Source organism: Sphingomonas sp., from assembly GCF_042096255.1.
Taxonomy (GTDB): domain Bacteria; phylum Pseudomonadota; class Alphaproteobacteria; order Sphingomonadales; family Sphingomonadaceae; genus Sphingomonas.
The window spans coordinates 1-20,075 of record NZ_JBELLZ010000044.1 but is presented as its reverse complement, the minus strand read 5'-3'; the positions used below and the strand labels follow the sequence as shown (position 1 = coordinate 20,075).

Genomic DNA, 20,075 nt, shown 5'->3' with positions numbered 1-20,075 from the left:
ATGGCCAAGCTCATCCAGAGGGTGCTGATGCCCCTCCTCCTGCTGCTCGGCGCATTGCCGGCGGCGGCGCAGGAGAGCCAGGGCTGGTGGAACGACGAATGGGCCTATCGCAAGGCCGTCACCGTCGACACCTCGCCCTCGGGCGTGAACGCCTCGGGCGCGATCGGGCGCACCGTGGTGCTGATCCGCCTCCACAACGGCAACTTCACCTTCACCGACGCGCTGGAGAATGGGGCCGACCTGAGAATCATCGATTCGGACGGCAAGACCCCCCTGCCCTTCCACATCGAACGGTTCGATGCGACCAACGGCCTCGCCGCGATCTGGGTGTCGGTGCCGAACCTCGCCGGCGGCGAGAAGCGCCAGCTGTGGATCTATTTCGGCAACGAGAACGCACCCACCGGCCAGGATGCCAAGGGCACGTTCGACGCCGACTATCTCGCCGCCTTCCACTTCGGCGAGCGGCCGGGCCAGCCCAGCGCCGACTCGACCGCCAACGGCAGCAACGCGCAGAACGCCCCTCCCGGCATCGATCCCAACGGCATCATCGGCCAGGCGGCGCGCTTCCCCGGCCAGGGCGCCCTCCAGATCGCGCCCAGCCCGGCGCTGGCGATGCCCGCGGGCGCGCCGATGACCTTCAGCGCCTGGGTGAAGCCCGAGGCTTTGGGCCCGCAGCAGGCGATCTTCGCGCGCGGCGCGATGGTGTTCGGCCTCAACGCCGGCGTGCCCTTCGCCCAGGTCGGCGGCGCGACGCTCCAGGGCACCGCGCAGGTGAAGCAGGGCGAGTGGACGCATCTCGCGATCGCCGCCGACGGCACCACCGTGAAGATCTTCGTCAACGGGGTCGAGGCGGCGGCGGCCACCGCCGCGCTGCCCGCGCTGGATGGACCGCTCAGCATCGGCGGCGCGGAGGGTCGGCCCTTCACCGGCCAGATCGACGAGGCGCGCCTGTCGAAGACCGCGCGCCCGGCCACCATGCTGCTCGCCATGGCCTCGGCGGAGGGCCCGAACGGCAAGCTCGTCTCGGTATCCGAGAGTGCCGAACAGCCCAGCGAAGGCAGCGGCGTGGTGATGTTCATCGTCTCCAAGCTGGAGCCGATCGACACCGGCGTGGTCATCATCTGCATGCTGCTGCTGCTGGCGGCGCTGTTCGTGATGTTCCGCAAGAACGCCTATCTGAACACCGCCGCACGCGGCAATGCTGTGTTCCTCAAGCGCTTCCGCCAGATGCATGAGGACCTCGTCCCCGTGGAGAAGCTGGAGGGGATCACCCCCGCCGAGATCGCCCAGATCAACGCCTCGCCGCTCGGCCGCATCTTCGCGGTCGGCATGGACGAGTTCGACATCCGGCGCCGCGCACTCGGCAGCCGCCCGCTCTCGGGCGAGGCGGTGGAGGCGATGCGCTCCGCGGTCGATGCGCAGGTCGTCGAGGAGAACCAGAAGCTCGACGCCGCGATGGTGCTGCTCACCATCGCCATCTCGGGCGGCCCGTTCATCGGCCTGCTCGGCACGGTGATCGGCGTGATGACCGTGTTCGGCGGCGTGGCGATGGCGGGCGACGTGAACGTCAACGCGATCGCGCCCGGCATCGCGGCGGCGCTGCTCGCCACCATCGCCGGCCTCGCCGCGGCGATCCCGTCGCTGTTCGGCTACAACTACTTGAACGGCCGGATCAGCAAACTGTCGGACGACATGCGCGTGTTCGTCGACCGGCTGATCACCCGCCTTGCCGAGATGCAGCACGACGCTGCCAATCCGCCGCCGCTGGCGCATGCGGCCGAATAAGGAGCAGGACCGATGCAGGTAGGCGGTGGCCGCAAGGCCTATGACGACATCAACATCACGCCGATGCTCGATCTGGCGTATGTGCTGCTCGTCATCTTCATCCTGATGGCCACGGCCAGTGTGCAGGGCATCAAGGTGGACCTGCCCAAGGCGTCGTCGGCCAAGAGCCTGGTGGAGCCCAAGACGATCGCGATCACCGTGAACAACGAGGGTCAGATCTTCATGGACGCCTTCCCGGTCACGCTCGCCGATCTGGAAACCCGCCTGCGCAACGCCAAGGCCTCGAACCCCGAGGTGCCGATCGTGCTCAAGGGCGACCAGACCGCGCAATACGGCAAGATCACCGAGGTGCTCGACCTGTGCCGCCAGCTCGACCTCAGCAAGGTCGGCCTGGTCACCGGCAAGCCGACCGGCGCGTAGGGGGCACGCACGGTGGCGAACGCACCCGAGATCGAGATCCGCGAACCCTCGGCGGCGGGCCGATGGGTGCCGATCGCCATCGGCGTGCTGTTGCTGCTCGGCCTGATCTACTTCGTCGCCAGCCAGTTCACCGGCAAGGTCGGGGTGAAGGTGGAGGCGCCGCCGCCAGTGGCGATCAACATGCTGCCGCCACCGCCGCCCCCTCCCCCGCCGCCGCCGCCCGAGCCGCAGACCAAGCCGCCCGAGCCGACCGACGCGCCCAATCCCGTGCCCAATCCGGAGCCGGCCAAGGCGCCCGAGGCGCCCGCGCCGATGACCATCGCGGGGCCGGCGCAGGCGGGCACCGACAGCTTCGGACTTCAGTCCGGCAGCGGCACCGGCACGGGCGCGCCGTCCAGCGGCGGCACCTGCATCGGCACCAACTGCGGCACCGGCAAGGGCCCCGGCGGCGGCGGTGGCATCTCCGACGGCTTCTACACGCGCTATCTCGCCAGCGCGCTGCAGGAGCGGGTGCAGGACAATGGCAAGGTCAACCGACTGATCTTCTCGGCCGGCTTCGCCATCACCATCGAGAACGGCCGCGTCGCCAGCGCGCGGCTAGTGCGCTCCACCGGCAAGCCGGACCTCGATGCGCAGCTGCGCGAGATCCTGGAAGGCACCCGCGGCCTCAACGCCCCACCCGAGGGCTGGAACGGCCGCGCCCGCGAGATCACCGTGCGCGGCCGCCGCGCCGTCTGACCAAACAAGCCGCCCGCACGCCGGGCAATGGGGGAAGAACCGTGACGACCAGATTGCTCCTGACCACCGCCGCCGGCGCGATCGCGCTGGCGCTCGGGGCGTCGCCCGCGGCGGCGCAGACGCAGGCGACCCCGGCGGTCGCGGCCGAGCAGCGCGCGCCCGGCCCGGTCTCGGCGCCCGCGCCCGAGCTTCCCACCACCCCCACCGACAATGCGATGTCGAACCTCGTCCGGCTGCTCGCCGAACGCGGCGTGATCACCAAGGAGGCCGGCGCCGCGCTGATCCAGCAGGCGCAGGCGGAGGCGGCGCAGGCCCGCGTCGCGCAGAGCCAGGCGCAGGGCAGCGACCTGCCGCCCCCGGCCCCCGGCGCGATCCGCGTCCCCTATGTCCCGGTCACCGTGCGCAACCAGATCAAGGACGAGCTGCGCGCCGAGGTGCTCGCCCAGGCCAAGAACGAGGGCTGGGCCGCGCCCGAGCAGGCGGCTTCGGAATGGACCCGCAACATAAGCATTTACGGCGACGTGCGCCTGCGCTCGCAGTCGATCTTCCTGCCCAACACCAACTCGAACCAGATCTTCGACTTCGCCGAGATCAACGCCAACGGCCCGTTCGACGTGCTGCGCACCCCCGCGATCCCCTTCCTCAACACCCGCATCGACCGCGAGAACGACCTGCGCGTCCGCCTCCGCCTCGGCCTCGACGCGCGCATCTCCAAGCACGTCACCGCTGGCCTGATGCTGATCACCGGCGACGACACCTTCCCCAACGCGGCGAACACCGTGCTCGGCCAGGGCTTCGGCAATCGCAACATCTGGCTGCACCGCGCCTATATCTCGGTGACGCCGACCGACTTCCTGACCGTCACCGGCGGCCGCTTCGACAATCCGTTCTGGACCACGCCGATCGTGTTCGACGAGGACATTGCGGTGGACGGCTTCTTCGGCGAGGCGCGGCTCGGCCAATTCCTCGGTGACGGCATCACGCTGACGCTGCGCGGCGGTGCCTTCCCGCTCGATTATGGCGATTTCGACAACATCTCGACCCAGCAGGACAAGGCGGTCTTCCCGCGCAAGTTCCTGTTCAACGGACAGGTCGAGGCAGGCGCGCGCTTCGGCGGCGGCATCGAGGTGCGCGCCGCGGCCGCCTATCACGATTTCGACAACCTGCGCGGCGAGCTTTCCGAACCCTGCCTGCTCTATGCCGGCCAGGTCGAATGCTCGACGGACAACCTGCGCCCCTTCTACCTGCGCCAGGGCAACACTTTGTCGCCGCTGCGCCAGATCGCGCTCGATCCGAACCTGCCGCCCAACACCATTCAGCCGCAGCCACAATATTTCGGCCTGACCTTCGACTATCGCCTGCTCGATCTTAGCGGGTCGGTCAGCTTCCCGCTGGGCGACAAGACCCGCGCGATCTTCGCGGGCAACTTCGTCAAGAATCTCGCCTTCGACGAGAAGGACGTGTGCCGCAACGGCGTGCTCGGGCAGCCGTTCAACAACGGCCAGGAGGTGGATTACAATAACGACGGAGTGCCGGACTCGCAGGGCAGCGTCTGCGCCGCGAACAACCCCAGCCGCTTCGTCGGCGGCGATATCGCCTACACCTTCTATGGCACGCTCGGCTATCAGCAGCCGCGGCGCTGGGGCGAGTGGAACGTCTATGGCGGCTATCGCTACATCGAGAGCGACGCCGCGCTGGACAGCTTCACCGACGACAATTTTCACCTCGGCGGCACCAACGCCAAGGGCTATTATCTCGGCGCGACGCTGGGCCTCTACGATGGCCTGTCGATCGGCGGCCGCTGGTTCAGCGCCAACGAGGTGACCGGCGAACGCTATGACGTGGACATGCTTCAGGTCGATCTCCTCGCAAGCTTCTGACGGGCAAACCGCCCCCTGTTCTTCGTGCGTAACCGAGTGCTTGGCCGTGGTGCCTGGGAGTGCTGACATGACCGATCTTCGCCGTTCGGATCCGCGCCTACTGCTCGGCGTCAGCCTCGCCGCGATGGCGACCGGGCTGGCACTGCCGGCCGAGGCGCAGCTCGCCGCGCTGCGCAATGCCGCGGGAACATCGTCGAGGCCGGTGGTCACCGCGCCGGTGCTGCCGGTCCGCCCGGTCACCATGACGGAGGCGCTCGCCCGATCGCAGGCGCTCCAGTCGCGCGCGGACCAGATCCGCGGCTATGTCACCGCCGCGCGCGATGCCGCGCTGGCCGCGCGCGCCAAGCCCACCGACGGCCTGTCCGCTGACGGCCTTGATCCGATCAAGGCGGTGCGCGAGGCGGCGGCGCTGACCGCCGCGGGCGGCGCGGACAATATCGCGCGCGCGCAGGCGCTGATGGCCAGCGTCTCCTCCGCCAACGATGCGACCGGCGCCAACACCTGGGAAGGCGCCGGCGCGCCGGTGCAGTCGGCCGCGAACGGCAAGACCAACGTCACCATCACCCAGACCCAGGAGCGCGCCCTGCTCACCTGGAACCGGTTCGATGTCGGCGCCAACACCTCGCTGGAGTTCGTCCAGAAGCAGGATGGCGTCGCCCAGACCGGCTGGACGGTGGTGAACCGTGTCGCCGCCGGCACCGCCCCCTCCACCATCCTCGGCTCGGTCAAGGCGGACGGCACCGTGCTGGTGCTCAACCGCAACGGTGTGATCTTCGGCAAGGGATCGCAGCTGAACCTCGGCTCGCTGCTCGCCAGCACGCTGGAGATCGGCAATTACGGCCGCAACTTCCGCGACATCCAGATCGACGGCCGCACCACCAATGTGTTCGACGCGATCACGCTGAAGGAGCGCAATACCGAGTTCCTGCAGAACGGCCTGTTCGCGGGCACCGTGCCAGCCGGCGCGGGGGCGCTGCCCTCGCTGCTTTTGTCGCCGCTCTACAAGGAAGGCCAGAACGTCACCGCCTCCGTCCCGGCGATCGAGGGCGCGGTGGAGGTCGATCGCGGCGCCGCGATCACCACCGCCTCGGGCGGGTTCCTGATCCTTGCCGGGCCGAAGGTGGTCAACGACGGCGCGCTCAAGGCAAGCGAGGGACAGGTCAGCCTCCAGGGTGGCCGCCTCGTCGCCGCGACCCGGTCCACCGGCGCCGCCAACAGCGCCGATGCGGACGTGCGCGGCCTGATCCTGCGCACCGTCGGCACCGTCTCGCGCGGCACCCAGCGCCGCAGCAGCGCCACCGTCGCGCTCGACTCGACGCCGGACGATGGCGTGGTGATCAACAGCGGGCTGATCGACTCGCCGCGCGGCTATCTCTCGCTCGGCGCCGGTCTGTTCGGCAGCGTCGCCAACGATGGCCTGCTCGCCTCCACCACCAGTGTGTCGCGCAACGGCAAGATCTCGCTGACCGCCGGCACCGTGACGCTGGGCGGCGATGCGGATGCGAACCGCGCCAGCGGCATCGTCATCCTGCCCGACGGCAGCGCCGAGACCATCCCGCAGGGCACCGCCGACGCGCCCGCACCGTTCAAGACCTCCTCGATCGAGATCGGCGCACGCGCGGACAATCCCGATCAGGTCAACAGCTCGCTGGGCCTGTTCATCCCCTCGATCGTCTCGTTGGAGCGCAATTCGCTGATCCTGGCGCCCAGCGCCAAGGTGGTGGTGGGCCGCGATGCGAACACTGCGTTCGATCCGAGCGATCCGATCAACACCCTGTCAAGCATCACCATCGCCACCGGCGCGGTGATCGACGTCAGCGGCGTCAAGGACGTGCAGCTGTCGGCCGACCGCAACAGTATCGAGATCACGCCGGTCAAGCGCAACGAGCTGCGCGACACGCCCAACTATCGCGAGGTGTCGCTCACCGGCGACTTCACGCTTAACGGCCAGACCCTGTTCATCGACCCGCGCCGCAGCGGCGTGCGCGAGGATGGCGTGCGCTGGGTCGGCTCGCCGCTGATCGAGGGCGGCAGCCTCGCCAGCCAGATCGGCGTCACCGCGTCCGAGCTGATGACGACGGGCGGCACCGTGTCGCTGGGCGTCAACCTGCTGCGCAACGAGGCGGATCCGAAGACCGCGGCGCGGATCAACATCGCCTCGGGCGCGACGATCGACTTCAGCGGCGGCTGGGTCCATTACAACGCCGGGCTGGTCCGCTCCAGCAACCTTCTCACCTCCGACGGCCGGGTCGTGAACATCGGCGACGCCGATCCCAACGACATCTTCGTCGGCGTGGCGGACAGCTATACGCAATATCAGCCGCGCTTTGGCGAGACCGAGAGCTACAGCGATCCGCTGCTCGCCGGGCAGCGGTTCGAGGCGGCCTATGACGAGGGCCGCAATGCCGGCGCGCTGGTGATCGGCGGCTCGGCGATCGCGATCGGCGGCACCTTCCACGGCAATTCGTTCGCGGGGGCGCGCCAGATCGCCAATGCGATGCGGCCCAGCCTCGCCTCGACGATCGCGCAGGACGGCCGCGCGCTCCAGCGCACCCCACAGGATCTGCCCGCCGGCGGCTTCCTGCGCATCGGTTCGTTCACCGGCGCCGCCGGCGTTGCGCTCGGCGGCGACATCGTCGTCCACGGCGCGGACCGTCCCGCCCCTGTGTTCGGCACCACCCTGCTCGATGCAGGCATGCTCAGCGCGGCGGGCCTGTCGGGCCTGACGCTCCAGACCAGCGGCGGCGCTCAGTTCACCAAGGGCAGCGCGCTCCGCCTGATCAACGGCGGCTCGCTGGTGGTGGAGACCGGCCGCACCATCCGCTTCGACGGCGCGGTCAACATCGCCTCGGGCAGCATCCGCGCGCGTACCTATGAGCTGTCGGCGGCGCCGATCGCGGCAGGGTCGCTCAGCGCGCTCGGCTCTGCCTTCACCAAGGCGGACGATATCGCCGGCCTGTACGCCGTCCGCCAGGAAGGCCGCCTGCCCGACCCGTTCGACATCATTGTCACCGGCACGCTCTTCACCGCCGGACGCTTCGTCAACAACTACACCACCACCGGCTTCGCCGAGAGCGACGCCTTCATCAACGGCGGCTCGATCTCGCTCACGGTGGCCCCCAAGGTGCTGGTCGCGCTCGGCACATCGGTGGACGAGGCCGAGATCGCCGGCGATCTCAGCGGCCGGCTGATCATCGAGAAGTCCGCGCTGCTCGACGTGTCGGCGGGCGCCTTCGTCGGCGTGGACCAGTCGCTCAACCTGTCGGGACGCGGCGGTAACATCGCGCTGATCAACGAGACGACCTACGCCTCCACCGTGGTCACCGTGCCGCCGCTCGCCGAAAGCTCGGGCCGCAGCGACGCGCCGATCGCGGGCTCCAACCAGTCGGTGGACTTCACCCCCACCGACACGGTGGTCCCCGCGCTGGTGCCCGGCAACCCGCAGGCGACGGTGGAATTCTCCGAAAGCTCGATCAAGGGCTTCGGCTTCACCGGTGGCGGCACGTTCACCCTGGTCGCGCCGGACCTCTCGTTCGGCTCGGACGTGCGCGAGGGCTCCACCCACATCTCGTTCGATTTCTTCCGCAACACCGGCTTCGGCACGCTCGACGTCACCGCCTATCGCTCGCGGATCATCAACGACCTTTTCACCAACGAACGCCAGGGCAACTCGGCCTTTTTCGAGACCACGGCGTTCACCGTCGGCAGGGGCGAGAGGTTTGACCTCACCCAATCGCTGCTGCCCGCCTTCCTCACCGCCGGTCAGGCGAGCGCGCTGCTGCGCGAGACGTCCGGCGGCTCGACGCTGGCGTTCAGCTACCTCAAGCCCGGCGTACCGACCGCCGCGTTCGACCGGGTGGCCGCGAACCTCACTTTGCGCGGCCTCGCCGAATTCGACGTGCTGGCAGGCGGCAGCGTCACCGGCGCCGCCGGCGCGACGATCACCGCGACCAAGATCTACAACGCCGGCTCGATCGTGCTGCCGGGCGGCTCGCTGATCCAGCGCGAGTTCCTGCCGCTGCCGATCGCCTCGCGCGGCATCGGCGTTTCCTCGCTGGACGAGGTGTTCGGCCGCCCACGCCGCGGCCAGTATGACGAGAATGCCGAGAATGCCGCCGGCATCACCGATCCGTTCAACACCGAACGGCTGCTCACCGTCCGCGAGTTGTTCACCCGTCCCGATGCCGAGCGGTTCGTCTATTTTACCGGCCGGCTCGGCAGCGATGAAGGCATCCGGCTGGATGCGGGCAGCGTCACCGACCTGTCGGGAGTCGCGCTCTACGATACGCGTGCGCCCTTCCTGCCATCGGGTCGCCAGCTCCAGATCGGGCGGATCTTCGCGGGTGGAACCATTTCCACCGCGTCCCCGCTGACACCGCCGAACAGCGACCCGAGCTATGCGCTGTTCACCGTGCCGGCCTATGGCAATCCGCGCTACTTCAACGCGGTCGAGAACTCGCTGCCGCCGATCGTCGGCGTCACCGGCGCGCGCGAGCTTAACGCGATGGCCGGCGCGACCGTCGACCTTTCGGGCGCCAGCGCGCTGTTCGACCAGCAGGTCAGCCTGATCTCCTTCGCCCCGCGCCTCCAATGGAGCGACGGCGGCACCCTCGCGGTGGGCGGCGGCCTCGGCTCGCTGCGCGGCGCGCGCATCGACGCGAGCGGCGGCGCGCCGCTCGCCGCCGGCGGCACGATGGTCTGGCTGCGCCCGACCATCGTTGACGCCTATTCGGGCGCGCGTGCGTCCGGCACGATCGCCGCCGACCAGATAGAGGCGGCCGGCTTCGACACGTTCAATGCACTGGGCGGCGTCACCTTCTCGGGCAACGTGTCGCTCACGCTCGGCAAGGCCTTCACCGTCGGCTCCGCGCCCGCGCTCACCGGTGTGCCGATCGCCGCCGATGCCGCCACCGTCATCTCAGCGGAGAGCCGCGCCAACGCCAGCGTGATCGCGCCGTTCATCCGCTTCTCCAGCCGCCTGGGCGACATCCCCGACTATGGCGATTTCCCCGGGCGCAACGGCGGCACGCTTCGCTTCCGCGCCTCCGCCGGGATCGACTTCGTCGGCGGCGTGCTGTTCGACGCCTCGGTGGCGAGCGTCGGCTTCGCGACGCCGGGCGACGTGCGCTTCATCGGCATCGACGATCGCGCCGCCAACAGCCTGGACCTGCCCTCGCTGGACGGCCGGCTGGTCGCCTGGGGCGACATCGCCTTCGATGCAGGCCGCGTCTATGCCACCACCGGTACCGGCAACCTCCAGCGGCTGATCGAGAACCGTCGCCTGCCCGCGGACCAGCAGAATGCGGTCGATCCCTTCCTGGTCGCCGCAATCGGAGATTCGGCGATCCGCTTCGGCAGCACCTATCTCAATGCCAGCACCCCGGCACCGCTCTCGGCCGGGTCCTACCTCCAGATCCAGGCCAGTGAGATCATCCAGGGCGGCTATCTTGCCGCGCCCCTCGGCCTTCTCGAGATCGGCAGCAATCAGGACGTGTCCCTCGGGGACTTCGGCCCCGTCATCGAAGCCACACGATCGCTCACCTTCTCGCCGGGCAGCGTCACCACCGTGGCCGGCACCGGGCTCAACATCCCCTATGGCACCACCACCGACCTGACCGAGTATTTCTTCGCTCCGTCGGTCGGCCTGCCGATCACCGCGACCCCGGTCGGTCAGCTTACGCTCGCCGGCGACACGATCGACGTCCGCCGCAACGCGCGGCTCGACGGGCGCGGCGGCGGTGACATCTTCGCCTATGAGTTCGTCTCCGGCACCGGCGGCTCGCGCGACGTGCTCGACCGTTTCAACCGCGACGCGTTCAGCAGCAATCTCTACGATCCGGTCACCGGCATCGGCTACCAATTCGCGGACCGCCGCCAGGTCTATGCGATCGTCCCCGCGGACCAGGCACGTGCGATCGCGCCGTTCGATCCGGTCTATTCCGCCGACTACCAATCGGCGGAGGGCGGCGATCTCTACGGCGGCAACATCGGGCGGTCGGTGACGCTCGACGGTGGCAACGGCATCCCGGCGGGCGAGTATCTGCTGCTCCCTGCGCACTATGCGCTGCTGCCCGGTGCCTTCCGCATCGTCGAGAACGTCAGCGAGGCGCCGCCGCCGCCGGGCGGCGGCCAGGTGCTGCTCGACGGCAGCGTGATCGTCGGCGGCAGCTTTTCCACCGCGGGCACCGGCTTTGCCGAATCCGCGCGCCACTCGTTCACCGTCCAGTCGCGCGACGTCTTCCTGAAATATTCGCGGATTGAGACCACCGGCGGCAGCCAGGCGGTGATCGATCGCGCCACCCGCGCCGGCGAGGCGCCGCCGCGCCTGCCGATCGACGCCGCGCGCGTCGTGCTGGCGCCGCTCGCGGAACTGAAGGTGGCCGGCGTGTTCGACACCACGCCCGCCAAGGGCGGCAAGGGCGCCCAGTTCGACATCCTCGCGCGCGACGTGCTGATCGCCGGCAGCGACGATGTTGACGTGCCGCGCCGCACCCTGCTGCTCACCGACGATACGCTGACCCGGCTCAACGCCAACAGCCTGTCGATCGGTGCCGAGCGCTCGGAGAACGAGGACGGCACCACCAGCCTGGGCGTGGTCGCCCGCACCATCACCGTCGCCGGCGACGTTTCGTACAGCGCCCCCGAGCTGATCCTGGCGGTGGGCGGCACCAACTCGGCGCTGGTCGTGAAGCGCGGCGCGAAGCTGACCGCGACCGGCACGCTCGACGACACCGCCACCGGCGACTACGTGATCCCCAGCATCGCGCCCGACGAAGTGCCGCTCGGCTATCCTTACGATCCGACCGGCGTCGGCGCGGTGGTCCGCCTGTCGAGCGGCGCCGAACGGCTGATCGATCGCCAGGGCGACACCGCGATCCGCAACACGCTGCGCCCCGCCACGCTCGACCTGTCCGGCGCGACGCTGACCGGCAAGTCGGTCGCGGTGGACTCGAGCCAGCGGCTCACCCTGTCGGATCGGACCAACATCGTCGCCACCAACCTGGCACTGAGCGGCGACACGCTCCAGTTCGGCGATGCGGGCTTCAGCCAGGCGCTGATCGGCAAGCTCGCCGCGGCTGATCGGGTCACGCTGCGCTCGCGCGACGCGATCCGTTTCTCGCAAGGGCGCTACACGTTCAACGACCTGCGGGTCGACGGCCCCGCTCTGGGCCTGTCCGGCCGCAACGGCGATGTGACCATCAATGCCGACACGCTGATCCTGGGCAATACCGCCGCGGACCTCGGCGCCTGCGGCGGTGACGGCCCGGCCTGCGGCAACACCGGATCGGACCTGACGATCAACGCCGCGCTGGCGCGCTTCCAGACCGGCGTGGTCCGCACCTACGGCTTCGGCGGCAAGATCGGCATCGGCGCGCAGGGCGGCGCCTATGTCGAAGGCAAGGGGGCACTGGATACCGGCAGCGCCGCGCTCACGCTGACCACGCCCTTCCTCGCCGATCGCGCCGAGGTGGCGGACCCGAGCAAGCAGACGATCCGTCCCGACTATGTCTTCGCTACCACCGGCGCGGTGACACTGGTCGCGCCCGATCGTGCGTCCGGGGCGGCCGCGCCCGTGCCGACCGGCAATGCCGCGCCGGGCTCGCGCATCGCCTTCGGCCGGGCCGATGCCGCTGTCGCCAGCTTCACCGCGGACGGCACCCTGATCCGCGCCACCTCGGGCGTGATCGACGTCCAGTCGCGCGGCGCGGTCACGCTCACCGGCGATGCCGCGCTCGCCACCCCCGGCTACCAGCGCACCTTCGGCGATGCGGTCGATTCGGTCACCGTATCCTCTGGCGGCGGCACGGTGAACCTGGTGTCGCTGCGCGGGAACATCCGCGTCGGTGCGGGATCCACGCTCACCGTCGATACCGGCGTCGGCAATGCCGGCACGCTCAACCTGCTCGCCAGCAACGGCTCGGTCACCTTCGGGTCGCTCGGCACCGCGATCAACCCGGGCCTCACCACCGCACGCACCGGCTCGATCGCGCTGGATTCCGGCAAGGGTGCGTTCGATCTCGCCGGCTTCGTCACCCGCTATGGCGCGGCGTTCGGCGGCACGGTGGCGATCCGCTCGGGCCGCGGGAACCTCTCGCTGAGCACCGGTCAGGTGCTCCGCGCCGAGCAGGTCGAGCTGGTCGCGGACGGCGGCGCGGTGGTGATCGCGGGCACGATCGACACCTCCGGCGTCTCGGTCGCGGGGCTCACCGCCGCGCAGGCGCAGACCGCGCGGGTCAACGGCGGCGACGTGCTGCTGTTCGGCGAGGACGGCGTCACCCTCGCCTCCACCGCGCTGATCGACACGCACACCAGCGGTTATGCCGATACCGACACGCGCAGCGCCAAGGCGGGCGACGTCACCATCGGCATCGGCAGCGAAACGGGCGCGATCACGCTCGCTTCGGGCGCGCGCATCGATGTCGGCGCACGGCGCACGGAAGCCGCGATCGCCGCGGGCGGCACCGGCGACCGTCTGGTCGGGCAGCTGGTCAAGGACCCCGTCACACTGGCGGATGTCACCGCCTATCGCTTCGCCGCCGCAGACCAGGGCGGCACTGTCGGCTTCCGCGCGCCGGTGATCGGCGCCGACCGCGACACGGTGGACATCCGCATCGGCGGCACCGTCTCGGGCGCATCCGAGATCCAGATCGAGGGCTTCCGCCGCTGGGACCTCGACGCGATCGCCGATGCCGGCAGCTATTCGGGCGTCACTGGTACTCGGCGCGGCGTCTCGCTGGACTTCGCCGCCAGCGAGGCGTCGACCGGCCTCAAGAACATCCTCACCGAGGATTTCCGCGAGGGCGACCAGCAGTCGCTGGTGAACTTCATCCGCACCTTCGGCATCAGCGCCGCCGACGGCAGCAGCTTCTCCGGCATCCGCCTTCGCCCCGGCGTCGAGCTGGTGTCGGACGGCGGGATCGCGCTGGCGACCAACTGGAACCTGGGCGCGGGCATCGTCGACGAAAAGGCGGCGCTGGCCGCGGGCGTGCTCCGGGTCATCCCCGAGCTGTCCGACAGGGGCACCACCCGCTATGCAGTGGTTGCAGGCCGCGAGGCGGAGTTGCTCCAGAACCATACGAACATGCTGTATCGCGTCGGCGGCCGGATCGGCGGCGAGGCAGCCGTGGTGTCGCTCCGCGCGCGCGGCACGCTGGACATCGCGCACAGCATCACCGACGGCTTCTTCACCTTCCGCGACCGCACTGACGCCGATTACATGAGCTACCAGCTCGGCGGCGGCGATCGAACGGTCGCCCCTGGTGTCGTCTTCGGCTGCAGCAACGCCGCAAACAGCTTCGATTGCAGCGGGGTCGGTTCGTTCGACCGGCTGTCCGGCAGCGACAATCCCAATCCGCGGCAGACCGCCACGATCTCGCTGATCGATCCGGCGGCGGGCAGCGACCAGCGGCCCGGCTCGCTTGCCCCCTACAGCGCCGGCGCGAATTCCGCAGCGGCGCTCGGCAATGACCCGCTTGGCAGCGCGGACCTGTTTCCGCTGCTGGAGGACGGCACGCGCGCGGTCCGCTCGACGAGCCTGCGCCTTGTCGCCGGCGCCGACGCCAAGCTGTCGAGCAACCCGCTCCACATCGATCGCGCCACCGGCGCCAGCGTGCTGGTGCGCGGCGAGACCAGCTACCGGATCGTCGCCGAGCGCGGAACGGCCACGTTCGCCGGCGACCTGGAGGTGCGGCTGCGGCCGAGCCCGTTCACCAGCGATGTCGAGCCGGTTACCGCCGCGCCCGAGGATTTCATCGACGCGGTAGCCAACTCCAGCAACACCGAAGGTCTCGATCCCCGCCGCGCCGGTGACTATTACACCGTGCTGAACTGGGGCTCGGACAGCGAGCTCGCCAGCACCTCGCTGCAGCGTGCGCGCGACTATTTCGCCGAGAACTTCCCGCGCGCGATCTTCAAGGAGGATGGCAGCGGCGTCGCCGCGCCGCTCTCCGCTGTGCTCGGCTTCCTCCAGGCCTATGGCAGCGAATATGCCGCCAAGGTCCGCTCGGGCGAGTTCGGCACCAAGGCGCCGACGCCGAATGCGCCGGGGAGCCTGGGCAAGGGCGACACCGCGCATGTCGGCACGATCGTGCGCACGGGGGATGGTTCGATCGACATCGCCGCAGCGAAGAACGTCGACCTGCGCCGTACCGAGGAAGCGGTGTACCGCAATCCGCTGGGCACCACCGGCGCGGTGCCGTTCGACTATCCCGGCGTGTCGTCCGATCTCTACCAGGTCGGCGGCACCGCGGTGTACACCGCCGGGCGGTTGCTGACGCGCACGCCGATCGTCGCCACTGCGGCGGACGGCACCACCATCCGCTATTCCTACAATGCGAACGCCGCCCAGCCGACGTTCGACCAGCGCGACTATCAGCCCTCCAACAAGGGCCAGTTCTTCCAGGCGCCGCAACTCACCACCGGCGGCGGCGACGTTTCGATCAGGGCCTCGACCGGCGACGTCCTTGCGCGACGGGACGTGTGGTCCGAACAGAACCTGGGCACCGCCTCGGTGCTGATCCGCAGGACGCTCAGCCAGCCGAGCTTCCAGGATTTCTCCGGCACCACCTTCCTGCCCGACAATGTGTCCGACTTCATCGGCGCGACCGACCAGCGCTGGCGCGTCGGCCGGGTGGGCGAGAACACGCAGATTGGGCTGGTGCCGCAGCTGTTCACCTCCGGCGTGGGCGCGCTGGGCGGCGGCGACGTCAGCGTCGTCGCGGGCGGTGCGATCCGCGATCTCACCGTCGCGCTCGACACCAGCATCACCACCGCCAACCCGCTCGCCCCGGCAAACGTGTCGCGCGGCAACCCGCTGGTCGGCACCGCGACCACCGGCAGCGTCCGCCCCACCCTGATGACCTTCGGCGGCGGCGACGCCATCATCCGCGCCGGCGGCGATCTGGTGGGCGGGCAGATCGACATCGGCTCGGGCACCGGCAGCATCGCCGTGGGCGGCGATGTCGTCACCGCCGGCGGTACCTTCCGCCCCTTGCGCGACGGCACCATCCAGGGCGAGCGCAACGAGCTGCGCCTGCGCATCGCCGATGCCTATGTGACGATGAACGTCGCGGGCGAGGCCACCATCGGCGGCATCGGCGCGCTGGGCGTGCAGACGATCAGCACCACCAACCAGGATGCGGGCCTCGGCTTCTTCTCGGCCAATGCCGGTGCGTCGGTGGTCAGCAACGGCACGCTGACGCTCAACGCCTCGCGGCCGGAGCTGGACGTGCTGAACTTCGGCAACACGCGGCTGGAAGCAGTGGGCATCGTGCTGCCGCCCTCGCTCGGCCTCGCCTCGATCACCTCGGACCTGAGCTTCGGTGACAATGTGCCGCGGCTGCTCTACCCGTCCGAGAACGGCCAGCTGTCGCTGCTCGCCGGCGGCGAGATCCGCGATCTCGCACTGGCGATGAGCGACAGCGACCCGACGCTGCTGCCCGGCGCGCTCTCCGTGCGCGATGCGGTGAACAGCGGCGGCGCGGGGCTGGACTTCGGCTTCAACGGCGTGTTCCCGACCACCGGCGACATCCAGCTGCGGCTGTTCCACAACCAGCGGATCACCCATCTGAACGATCCGGAGCCGGCGCGAATCTACGCCGGCGGCTCGATCACCGGCGTCACGCTGTCGCTCGCCAAGCAGGGCCGCATCGGCGCCGGGCTCGACATCGTCGACATGGTGTTCACCGGCCAGAACGTCCGCGACACCGATGTGACCCGCATCACCGCCGGGCGCGACATCACCGGCACCACCGCCTTCTCCTCGTCGCTGCGCCTGCCCTTCATCAACGGCAACACCTTCGCGCTCGGCGGCTATGGCACGCTGGCGGTGGAGGCGGGGCGCAACCTGGGGCCGTTCCTCAACTCGGTCACCACCGGGGTGGGCGATGCGGCGCAGGACTTCGCCGGTGGCATCCGCACCGTCGGCAACGACTTCAACCCCTGGCTCCAGAATCGCGGCGCCAACATCCAGGCGTTCTTCGGCATCGGCAAGGGCGCCAACTACGACGGGCTCCAGTCGACCTATCTCGACCCGGCGAAGCTCGCGATGCTGGACGGCGACCTGTTCGTCCAGGTCAGCGATCCCAACGGCAACCTCTCGCCCGATCGCAGCCGGCCGATCTACGCGCCGATCCTCGCCCGCTGGCTGCGCGACAAGGCGCCCGACGCCTTCGCCCGCGTGTTCGGCAGCATCGACGACGCGTCGCTCGATGCCGCCGCTTATTCCCGCTACGGCGATCTGTATGCCGCCTTCGCCGGGCTCGACAATCTCAGCCGCCGCAACTTCCTGGTCGATCAGCTCTATTTCAACGAGCTGGCGCAGACCGGCATCCCGACCAGCCCGTCCTTCCAGCAATATATCCGCGGCTATCGCGCCACGCAGACGCTGTTCCCCGCCGAGCTGGGCTATACCGACAACCTTGCGGTCTATGAGACCGATCCGGCGACGATCAGCGCGGACCATCCGCTCGGCGTCCCCACCCGCATTCTCGAGAATGGCGAGCTCAAGCAGGCGGACCGGGTGATCACCGGCAACGTCGACCTGCGCCTCGCCACGATCGAGACGGTGCGCGGCGGCGACATCACCATCCTCGGGCCGGGCGGCGACGTGCTCGCCGGCTCGGTGGTGCGCACCTCGGACCAGGCGGCGCGGCGCGGCACCCTGTTCGGGGTGGCGCCGCAGGACGCGCTGGAGAACGGCATCCTCGCGCGCACCTCGCAGAACTTCATCTCGGCGATCCCGATCGGGTTCGAGGGCGTGCTGACGCTGCGCGGCGGCTCGGTCCGCTCCGCCACCGATGGCGATTTCCGCCTCAACCAGAGCCGCCTGTTCACGCTGGCGGGCGGCGACATCTCGATGTGGTCCTCGAACGGCGATCTCAACGCCGGCCAGGGCCCGCGCAGCGCCTCCAGCTTCCCGCCGGTCACCGTCCGCTTCGACCAGAACGGCCGCGCCGAGGTGGACAGCGCGGGCAGCGTCGCGGGCGCGGGCATCGGCGCGTTCCAGCAGTCGCCGGGCGATCCGCTCGCCAGCATCATCCTGGTCGCGCCGGTCGGCGAGGTCGACGCGGGCGACGCGGGCGTGCGCGCCTCGGGCAACGTGTTCGTGGCGGCGGCGCGCGTCGCCAATGCGGACAACTTCAGTGCAGGCGGCGACATTTCGGGCGTGCCCACCGGCACGGTCGCCGCCGCCGCGGCAGTGCCGGCGGATGCCGCCTCCTCCATCGTCGGCAACATCCAGAACCTCGCCAACAATGCGGCCAAGAATGCCGACCGCCTGTCGCTGATCTCTGTCGATATCCTCGGCTTCTTCGGCGGCAGCGACCGGTGCGATGATCCCAACGCCGACCCGAAGGATTGCCCGCCGCGGCGGTGATCCTGACATCCGCAAGCGTAAGCGCCTCCTCGGCGAACGCCGGGGTCCAGCATCGGGCCGCCCGCAACTGGGCCCCGGCGTCCGCCGGGTGGGGTTCACCCGAGGTGGAGCGCTGTTTGGGAGAGTGGCACTTCGACCGGTTCGGTCAGAACAGAACGGGAGAGCAGGGTCTAGCCCTCCGCCTCCGCCGGTGTCACAGACGCGCAAATGATCTTCCTGTTGCTCCAGGCGGCGGTCCCCGCGGGGCCGCCGCCGCAGCCGCCCGCGACATTGGTGGTCGAGCCGGTGGCCATGGCGATCGCCGCCTTCGACGCCGATGGCGACGCGCGCGTCACCCGCACCGAGCTGGAGGCGGGCGTACGCCGCTCGTTCGAGGCGATCGACACCGCGCGCGCGGGCACGCTCGGCTATATCGCCTTCGCCGACTGGGCCGAGCGCTACCTGGGTGACCGCAACGCGCTGCCCAGCCCGTTCGAGACCGACAGCGACGGCGACAACCGCATCACCTTGGCCGAGCTCCAGGCCAAGATGGCCGAGACCTTCACCCGCCTTGATCGCGACAAGGACGGCGTCGTCACCCGCGCCGAATGCCTCACCATCCGCGCCATGGCACCCGGCCGACGCCCCGACGACGAACGCAAGCGCCGCCGATGACCTCGCGCTTCCGCTTCACGATCGCCGCCACCGACGGCCGCGCCCGCACCGGCACCATCGAAACGCGCCGCGGCGCCATCCGCACCCCCGCCTTCATGCCGGTCGGTACCGCCGCCACCGTCAAGGCGATGAAGCCCGCGGACGTGCGCACAGCGGGCGCGGACATCATCCTCGGCAACACCTATCACCTCATGCTCCGCCCAGGCGCCGAGCGGGTCGAGCGGCTCGGCGGCCTTCATCATTTCATGGGCTGGGAGCGGCCGATCCTGACCGATTCGGGCGGCTATCAGGTGATGAGCCTGTCCGAGCTGACCAAGCGCAGCGAGGAAGGCGTCTCGTTCAAGTCGCACCTCGACGGAACCCGCCACCTGCTCTCGCCCGAACGCTCGATCGACATCCAGCGCCAGCTCGGCTCCACGATCGTCATGGCGTTCGACGAGCTGGTGCCGACCACCTCGACGCCCGAGGTGCAGCGCGCCGCGATGGAACGCTCGATGCGCTGGGCGCAGCGCAGCCGCGATGCGTTCGACGCCGGCGGCGACCATGCCGAGAACAACGCCATCTTCGGCATCCAGCAGGGCGCTCTGGACGAGGACCTGCGCCTCCGCTCCGCCCAGGCGCTCACCGCCATCGGCTTCGACGGCTATGCGATCGGCGGCCTCGCCGTCGGCGAGGGGCAGGAGGCCATGTTCGGCTGCCTCGATTTCGCGCCGGGCCAACTGCCGGCCGACCAGCCGCGCTACCTGATGGGCGTCGGCAAGCCCGACGACATCGTCGGCGCGGTGGAGCGCGGCGTCGACATGTTCGATTGCGTGCTCCCCACCCGCTCGGGCCGCACCGGCCAGGCCTTCACCCGCACCGGACCGATCAACCTACGCAACGCCCGCTTCGCCGAGGACACCGGCCCGCTCGATCCCGAATGCGGCTGCCCGGTCTGCGCCACCTGGGAGCGCGCCTATGTCCACCATCTCGTCCGCGCCGGCGAGATCCTGGGCGCGATGCTGATGACCGAGCACAACCTCTTCTTTTATCAGGCGTTGATGGCGGACCTGCGCGCGGCGATCGCGGGCGGGACCCTCACCGCCTTCGCGACGGCGTTCCGCTCGCGATACCTTGCCAAGGGAGAATGAGATGGCAGACGAAGAGAATGAAATCCTGAAGGCGGCGCGCGATGCCAAGGCACGCGAGGAGGCGGCCAAGGCGGCGCAGGGCAAGAAGCGCTG

At 69.8% G+C, this 20,075-nt stretch carries 7 protein-coding genes; all 7 read left to right on the top strand.

Going from position 1 to position 20,075, the window contains the following annotated elements; genetic code table 11:
- Positions 1-1,785: a DUF2341 domain-containing protein gene (locus ACFDTH_RS09825; RefSeq protein WP_375287346.1), complete on the top strand. Its 1,785-nt coding sequence runs from the start codon at positions 1-3 to the stop codon at positions 1,783-1,785.
- 12 nt (positions 1,786-1,797) lie between these two features.
- Positions 1,798-2,205, top strand: a complete 408-nt coding sequence (locus tag ACFDTH_RS09820; RefSeq protein WP_375287345.1) for an ExbD/TolR family protein — start codon at positions 1,798-1,800, stop codon at positions 2,203-2,205.
- A 12-nt stretch (positions 2,206-2,217) separates the two neighbouring features.
- On the top strand, positions 2,218-2,943 hold the full coding sequence (locus ACFDTH_RS09815) for an energy transducer TonB (protein WP_375287344.1): 726 nt from the start codon (positions 2,218-2,220) through the stop codon (positions 2,941-2,943).
- A 41-nt stretch (positions 2,944-2,984) separates the two neighbouring features.
- On the top strand, positions 2,985-4,823 hold the full coding sequence (locus tag ACFDTH_RS09810) for a putative porin (protein WP_375287343.1): 1,839 nt from the start codon (positions 2,985-2,987) through the stop codon (positions 4,821-4,823).
- A gap of 67 nt (positions 4,824-4,890) precedes the next feature.
- A complete protein-coding gene (locus ACFDTH_RS09805) occupies positions 4,891-18,198 on the top strand; it encodes a filamentous haemagglutinin family protein (protein ID WP_375287342.1) in 13,308 nt (4,435 codons plus the stop codon).
- A 207-nt stretch (positions 18,199-18,405) separates the two neighbouring features.
- Complete coding sequence (locus ACFDTH_RS09800; RefSeq protein ID WP_375287341.1) at positions 18,406-18,852, top strand: EF-hand domain-containing protein; 447 nt, start codon at positions 18,406-18,408, stop codon at positions 18,850-18,852.
- Entirely contained in the window at positions 18,849-19,982 is a 1,134-nt protein-coding gene (gene tgt, locus ACFDTH_RS09795) for a tRNA guanosine(34) transglycosylase Tgt (protein WP_375287340.1), read from the top strand. Before ACFDTH_RS09800 ends, tgt begins: the two co-directional genes overlap by 4 nt.
- Positions 19,983-20,075: the final 93 nt, after the last annotated feature.